The sequence below is a fragment of the Aquitalea sp. FG25 genome, from assembly GCF_057809375.1.
Window position 1 is genome coordinate 1 of sequence record NZ_JBMDJV010000052.1, and the last position, 6455, is coordinate 6455.

At 63.2% G+C, this 6455-nt stretch carries 8 protein-coding genes; 1 reads left to right on the forward strand and 7 read right to left on the reverse strand.

The window, feature by feature from the left end:
- Positions 1-33: 33 nt before the first annotated feature.
- The 7 genes from ACODR9_RS24085 to ACODR9_RS24115 all read right to left on the reverse strand — a co-directional run bounded on the left by ACODR9_RS24085 (position 34) and on the right by ACODR9_RS24115 (position 3297).
- On the reverse strand, positions 34-591 hold the full coding sequence (locus ACODR9_RS24085; protein ID WP_488813180.1) for a recombinase family protein: 558 nt from the start codon (positions 589-591) through the stop codon (positions 34-36).
- A complete protein-coding gene (locus tag ACODR9_RS24090; protein WP_003100853.1) occupies positions 585-956 on the reverse strand; it encodes a hypothetical protein in 372 nt (123 codons plus the stop codon). The genes ACODR9_RS24085 and ACODR9_RS24090 overlap by 7 nt, the downstream gene beginning before the upstream one ends.
- The gene (locus ACODR9_RS24095; RefSeq protein ID WP_003100856.1) at positions 953-1453 is read right to left on the reverse strand and encodes a hypothetical protein; all 501 of its coding nucleotides are present in this window, start codon (positions 1451-1453) and stop codon (positions 953-955) included. Before ACODR9_RS24095 ends, ACODR9_RS24090 begins: the two co-directional genes overlap by 4 nt.
- Complete coding sequence (locus ACODR9_RS24100) at positions 1450-1776, reverse strand: hypothetical protein (RefSeq protein ID WP_003100858.1); 327 nt, start codon at positions 1774-1776, stop codon at positions 1450-1452. Before ACODR9_RS24100 ends, ACODR9_RS24095 begins: the two co-directional genes overlap by 4 nt.
- A 254-nt stretch (positions 1777-2030) precedes the next feature.
- A complete protein-coding gene (locus ACODR9_RS24105) occupies positions 2031-2387 on the reverse strand; it encodes a cupin domain-containing protein (RefSeq protein ID WP_003465043.1) in 357 nt (118 codons plus the stop codon).
- A 236-nt stretch (positions 2388-2623) separates the two neighbouring features.
- Positions 2624-3010, reverse strand: coding sequence for a HepT-like ribonuclease domain-containing protein (locus tag ACODR9_RS24110; RefSeq protein WP_003100872.1), 387 nt, complete (start codon positions 3008-3010; stop codon positions 2624-2626).
- The gene (locus tag ACODR9_RS24115; RefSeq protein WP_001247892.1) at positions 3007-3297 is read right to left on the reverse strand and encodes a nucleotidyltransferase family protein; all 291 of its coding nucleotides are present in this window, start codon (positions 3295-3297) and stop codon (positions 3007-3009) included. Before ACODR9_RS24115 ends, ACODR9_RS24110 begins: the two co-directional genes overlap by 4 nt.
- 158 nt (positions 3298-3455) lie before the next feature.
- Here ACODR9_RS24115 and ACODR9_RS24120 point away from each other — a divergent pair, with 158 nt between their 5' ends.
- On the forward strand, positions 3456-6422 hold the full coding sequence (locus tag ACODR9_RS24120; protein WP_003100881.1) for a Tn3-like element ISPa38 family transposase: 2967 nt from the start codon (positions 3456-3458) through the stop codon (positions 6420-6422).
- Positions 6423-6455 lie beyond the last annotated feature (33 nt).

Consider the following 6455-nt stretch of genomic DNA (forward strand, 5'->3'; position numbering starts at 1 on the left):
GGGGTCGTCTCAGAAAACGGAAAATAAAGCACGCTAAGCGTGCGTGGAGGCTGGCACCCAGCGGTACAGCGTCGGAATGGACACGCCGAGGTTCTTGGCCACGTCCTTGGGCGGCACCCCGCTGGCCAGCAGCTTCTTGGCCGACTCGATCTTGCTGTCGGTCATCTTCGGCTTGCGGCCGACTTTGCGGCCGAGCTGCTTGGCGACTTCCAGCCCGGCGCGGGTGCGCTCGACGGTCAGCTCGCGCTCCATTTCGGCAAGGCTCGCCATGACGTGGAAGAAGAACCGCCCGGATGGTGTGCCGGTGTCGATGGAGTCGGTGAGGCTCCTGAACTGGACACCGTGCTTGTGCAGATCGCCGACCAGATCGACCAGTTGCTTGACCGACCGGCCCAGCCGGTCGAGCTTCCAGACGACCAAAGTATCGCCTTCGCGCAGCATTTCGAGCGTCTTGGCCAAGCCAGGCCGGTCTGCCCGCGTGCCACTCACCTTGTCCTCGAAGACCTTTTTACATCCGGCCTTGCTCAAGGCTTCGCGTTGCAGCTCCAGGTTCTGATCCTGCGTCGAGACGCGCGCATAGCCAATCAACATGGCTTGTCTCGCGCCCGGTCGATGCGTTCCTGCATCGCCTGCATCACTTCTTCGTGGGTGTACGATCTGGCGTTGGCGTCGGTGGCTTGCCGCAGGGCTTCCTCAACCTCGCGCGTCATCCGCTCGTAATCCTCCGGCCACAGCGCTTGCTCCATGCGCAGCGACGCCTGACCCAGCAGGTGCAGCAGGCTGAACAGCCGCATGTCGTTGGTGGCGACGATGCGCTCCCGAATCTGCTCCTGAATAGCTTCGCTAGCCCGATGCGCTTGTGGTGTGGCAGTCCCCTCGTAGTCAGCGGGGAATTCCGCTTCCTCGGCAATCCTTGCCCAGGCGCTGGCCAGCGCCTCGATGGTTGACGTGCTCATTTCCGCCGCTCCTGTGCTCTTTGGCGAATCAACCGGCCAAGGGGCCTCGACGCGAAAACCAGCAGCATCACGCCTATCGGATACCAGGTCGAGAAGACCACCAAGGCATCGAAGGCTGGCCGTCCGGTGTTGGTAGGCAGTACGGCGGTCACAGCCATCAACCCGCCGACCGTCCAGATGATGCGCCACACGTAGGGCATCACGCGGGGCACGTAGCCGTCATCGAAAGCGGTCTGGTAGTAGCGGCGCAGGCCGCGCTCGGCAAGCGCCTGGCGCTGCCGCTCCGACAGCGCATCCGTCCGGCCATACCAGCGCCGGAATGGTGGACAGCGCAGCAGCAAAGGGGTGAAGAGGATCATCACCGCCACGATCGCGACACCCCACGCCATGACGGCGCCGGCATCGGGCCGCTTGGCGTTCTCGATCACGGGCGCGAAGACGCCCGGAGCACCGATCATCCAGAACAGCGCAATGTGCTGATGGAAGGAGAGCTTCATTTGCTCATCCACTTGCGCAGCAGGCGCTTTTTCAGGGAGGCGCGTTCTTGCGGGTTGCGTCCCTTGTGATTGGCGATGCGATCCGCCGTGGCGGCCTGGCGCTTGACGGGCCAGTAGGAGCGGCCATCCTTGCCCATCGACCAGACGCTGCTGGCCTGGTTTTCCAGCAGGGGCAGATGGGCGCTCAGGGCTTCGGGCGACGCGCTGGTCAGCGCCGTGCGCTCACGGGTGCGCCAGCGCTGATGCCAGAGCTTCTTGTCCTCGCGCTCGCTGCCGCAGGTCGTGTGCCCGACGATGGGTGTTTTGCGGCGGCTGCGGCTCATAACGTAGTGGTCTCCAAGAACATTCAGGACTGATCCCAGGCGTCGATGGTCAAGACCTGATCGGCAGGACAGGCGGCTACGCGGTCGGGAACTGGATGGTGTTCAGTCTCATGCCGACCCCATTCGATTGATCGCGTCGCTTGCGGCACGCTGCGACGCAAGGAGGTTTGCGACCTGGTTTAGCAGCCGTGTCCGCTGCATGTCTGTTACCTATCTCCCCGACCGCTCATTGGACCAACTCCAGAGATTGGGCTCTATCGCTCAGCCAATACGAAACCGGCATTGGCTGATGCCACAACCGAGACGAACACAAATGGCTCGGTACCTGTATTTCGCGCCCCGTGCACTTGGCCCGGTCTTGCCACGGCTATCTCACCTTCCCTGAGGGCACGAACAATCCCATTGCCCTGAAAGTAATCAGCCATTCCCGACAAAACAGTCCACGTGTCTTGGCCGTGAGGATGAATGTGAGCCGCAATTTCCTGCCCGGGATGGACATGCCAAACCACGATAATTGAGTCTCGGGTTTCAAGCACAACGGAACGAATAGGCTCGCCTTCGGACGGCTGAACATACTCGGCTACAGAAAATATTCTCGATTCAACAGTCATCGGAGATCCCTCTTTCACAGTGCCCCCAGACAGGCTGGATATGAATTCTAACTCGAATTTGAACGGGAGGCTGGTCGTGCGGTCGTGCAGTTGCCGATGAGCGTGTCGGCTGCTGCCTCCTTGCCCACCAGCGAACTCACGTCCGTTGCGGCCATCCAGAAGGTCTTGCCCGAGCGCGGCTCATAGGTCGCGGGATCGAACACGCCAGAGGGGCCGAACATCGGCGGCTTGATTGGTCATGGCTCCATGCCTTTGTCGTTACGGTCTTCATCGTCGGCATCCTGACGCACGGCGGGCAATTGCTGGAGCAACGCCGGCAGCCATTCCTGTACCGTCTCCCACACCACATCGAGGTTGATGTCGAAATAGCCGTGAGCCATGCGATTACGCATATTGCGCATGCTGCGCCACGGCACGTCGGCATGCGCCTGGGTGAACTCGACGTAGCCATCCATCACCTTTGTGGCCGCCTCGCCGATGACGATCAGGCTCATGATGACGGCCTGCTGGGTGCGCTTGTCGGCCAAGAAGTCGTCCTTGGCCATCCCTTCCACGAAGCTGCGCGCATCGGTTGCGGCCTGCTGAATGTGGTCGAGGTAATCGGGCAGGCGGTTCTCGCTCATATCGGTTGCGCCTCCGCGAGCACCTTGGCCCGGAACTTCGGCGGCAGGTCGCCGGGAGTCAGCAGATCGACGTCAACGCCGAGCAGCGATTTCAGTTCTTCTTCCAAATCGCCCAAGTCCAACAACGTGGCACCGGGCAGCGCATCGACCAACAGGTCGAGGTCGCTGCCATCCCGGTCGGTGCCATGCAGCACCGAGCCGAAGACGCGCGGGTTCGCGGCGCGAAAGCGGCCTACCGCTTCACGCACTGCGCTTCGCTTCATGTCAAGCACAACAGACGGTCGCATGCGCATCCTTTCTTATCGAAACTCGTTGAGATGATATGCAATCAAGAATAGAATTTCAAGAACTATTTTCGAGAATCGCAATGCCTTGATTCCCGTGCCGCGCCGGTTGCCTTGGCGGGCTTGTCACAAACCTACGTTTTCAAGAAGAAGGAAACCGCATGCCCCGCCGTTCGATCCTCTCCGCCGCCGAGCGCGAAAGCCTGCTGGCGTTGCCGGACACCAAGGATGAGTTGATCCGTCACTACACGTTCAGCGAAAGCGACCTCTCCATCATCCGGCAGCGGCGCGGCCCGGCCAATCGGCTGGGCTTCGCGGTGCAGCTCTGCTACCTGCGCTTTCCCGGCGTCATCCTTGGCGCTGATGAGCCACCGTTCCCGCCATTGCTGAGACTGGTCGCCAACCAGCTCAAGGTCGGCATCGAAAGCTGGGACGAGTACGGGCAGCGTGAGCAGACCCGACGCGAGCACCTGGTCGAGCTGCAAACGGTGTTCGGCTTCCAGCCGTTCACGATTGGCCACTACCGGCAGGCTGTCCAGTTGCTGACCGAGCTGGCCATGCAAACCGACAAGGGCATCGTGCTGGCCAGAGCCTTGATCGAGCACCTGCGGCGGCAGTCGGTCATTGTGCCCGCCCTCAACGCCGTCGAGCGGGCGAGCGCCGAAGCGATTACCCGCGCCAACCGGCGTCTCTACGACGCCTTGGCTGAGCCGCTGACGGACGTGCATCGCCGTCGCCTCGACGATCTGCTCAAGCGCCGCGACAACGGCAAGACGACGTGGCTGGCCTGGCTGCGGCAATCCCCGGTCAAACCGAACTCGCGGCACATGCTGGAACACATCGAACGCCTCAAGGCGTGGCAGGCGCTCGACCTGCCCTCCGGCATCGAGCGGCTGGTTCACCAGAACCGGCTGCTCAAGATCGCCCGCGAGGGCGGCCAGATGACGCCCGCCGACCTGGCGAAGTTCGAGCCGCAGCGGCGTTACGCGACCCTGGTGGCGCTCGCCATCGAGGGCATGGCCACCGTCACCGACGAAATCATCGACCTGCATGACCGCATCCTGGGCAAGCTGTTCAATGCCGCCAAGAACAAGCATCAGCAGCAGTTCCAGGCATCCGGCAAGGCGATCAATGCCAAGGTGCGGCTGTTCGGGCGCATCGGCCAGGCGCTGATCGAGGCCAAGCAAGCGGGCCGCGATCCGTTCGCCGCCATCGAGGCCGTCATGTCCTGGGATGCTTTCGCCGAGAGCGTCACCGAAGCGCAGCGGCTCGCGCAACCCGAGGACTTCGATTTCCTGCACCGCATCGGCGAGAGCTACGCCACGCTGCGCCGCTACGCGCCGGAATTTCTCGACGTGCTCAAGTTGCGGGCCGCGCCCGCCGCCAAGGACGTACTCGACGCCATCGAGGTGCTGCGCAGCATGAACAGCGACAACGCCCGCAAGGTGCCCACCGACGCGCCGACCGAGTTCATCAAGCCGCGCTGGCAGAAGCTGGTGATGACCGACACCGGCATCGACCGGCGCTACTACGAACTGTGCGCGCTGTCGGAGCTGAAGAACGCGCTGCGCTCCGGCGACATCTGGGTGCAAGGCTCGCGCCAGTTCAAGGACTTCGAGGACTACCTGGTGCCGCCCGCGAAATTCGCCAGCCTCAAGCAGGCCAGCGAATTGCCGCTGGCCGTGGCCACCGATTGCGACCAGTACCTGCATGACCGGCTGACGCTGCTGGAAACGCAGCTCGCCACCGTCAACCGCATGGCGCTGGCCAACGAGCTGCCGGACGCCATCATCACGGAGTCGGGCCTGAAGATCACGCCGCTCGATGCGGCGGTGCCCGATACCGCACAGGCCCTGATCGACCAGACGGCGATGATCCTACCGCACGTCAAGATCACCGAATTGCTGCTGGAGGTAGACGAATGGACGGGCTTCACCCGGCACTTCGCCCACCTGAAGTCAGGCGACCTGGCCAAGGACAAAAACCTGTTGCTGACCACGATCCTCGCCGACGCGATCAACCTGGGCCTGACCAAGATGGCGGAATCGTGCCCCGGCACGACCTACGCCAAGCTGGCCTGGCTGCAAGCCTGGCACATCCGCGACGAAACCTACGGGGCGGCACTGGCCGAGCTGGTCAACGCGCAGTTCCGACATCCCTTCGCCGAGCATTGGGGCGACGGCACCACGTCATCGTCGGACGGCCAGAACTTCCGCACCGGCAGCAAGGCCGAGAGCACCGGCCACATCAATCCGAAATACGGCAGCAGCCCAGGGCGGACGTTCTACACCCATATCTCCGACCAGTACGCGCCGTTCCACACCAAGGTCGTGAACGTCGGCGTGCGCGACTCGACCTACGTGCTCGACGGCCTGCTGTATCACGAATCCGACCTGCGGATCGAGGAGCACTACACCGACACGGCAGGGTTCACGGACCACGTCTTCGCGTTGATGCACCTGCTGGGCTTCCGCTTCGCCCCGCGCATTCGTGACCTGGGCGACACCAAGCTCTACATCCCGAAGGGCGATGCCACCTACGAGGCGTTGAAACCGATGATCGGCGGCACGCTCAACATCAAGCACGTCCGCGCCCATTGGGATGAAATCCTGCGGATGGCCACCTCGATCAAGCAGGGCACGGCGACGGCCTCGCTGATGCTCAGGAAGCTTGGCAGCTACCCGCGCCAGAACGGCCTGGCCGTCGCCCTGCGTGAGCTGGGACGCATCGAGCGCACACTGTTCATCCTGGACTGGCTGCAAAGCGTCGAGCTGCGCCGCCGCGTGCATGCCGGGCTGAACAAAGGCGAGGCGCGCAACGCGCTGGCCCGCGCCGTGTTCTTCAACCGCCTGGGGGAAATCCGCGACCGCAGCTTCGAGCAGCAGCGCTACCGGGCCAGCGGCCTCAACCTGGTGACGGCGGCCATCGTGCTATGGAACACGGTCTATCTGGAGCGGGCCGCGAACGCCTTGCGTGGCCACGGTCAAGCCGTCGATGACGGCCTGTTGCAGTACCTGTCGCCGCTCGGCTGGGAGCACATCAACCTGACCGGCGATTACCTCTGGCGCAGCAGCGCCAAGATCGGCGCGGGCAAGTTCAGGCCGCTACGGCCGCTGCAACCGGCTTAGCGTGCTTTATTTTCCGTTTTCTGAGGTGACCCC

What these genes read in the sequence shown, in the direction of transcription:
- ACODR9_RS24110 (WP_003100872.1), bottom strand. Translation starts at nt 3,010, where the DNA reads ATGAGCGAGAACCGCCTGCCCGATTACCTCGACCACATTCAGCAGGCC.
- ACODR9_RS24120 (WP_003100881.1), top strand. Translation starts at nt 3,456, where the DNA reads ATGCCCCGCCGTTCGATCCTCTCCGCCGCCGAGCGCGAAAGCCTGCTG.
- ACODR9_RS24095 (WP_003100856.1), bottom strand. Translation starts at nt 1,453, where the DNA reads ATGAAGCTCTCCTTCCATCAGCACATTGCGCTGTTCTGGATGATCGGT.
- ACODR9_RS24100 (WP_003100858.1), bottom strand. Translation starts at nt 1,776, where the DNA reads ATGAGCCGCAGCCGCCGCAAAACACCCATCGTCGGGCACACGACCTGC.
- ACODR9_RS24115 (WP_001247892.1), bottom strand. Translation starts at nt 3,297, where the DNA reads ATGCGACCGTCTGTTGTGCTTGACATGAAGCGAAGCGCAGTGCGTGAA.
- ACODR9_RS24090 (WP_003100853.1), bottom strand. Translation starts at nt 956, where the DNA reads ATGAGCACGTCAACCATCGAGGCGCTGGCCAGCGCCTGGGCAAGGATT.
- ACODR9_RS24105 (WP_003465043.1), bottom strand. Translation starts at nt 2,387, where the DNA reads ATGACTGTTGAATCGAGAATATTTTCTGTAGCCGAGTATGTTCAGCCG.
- ACODR9_RS24085 (WP_488813180.1), bottom strand. Translation starts at nt 591, where the DNA reads ATGTTGATTGGCTATGCGCGCGTCTCGACGCAGGATCAGAACCTGGAG.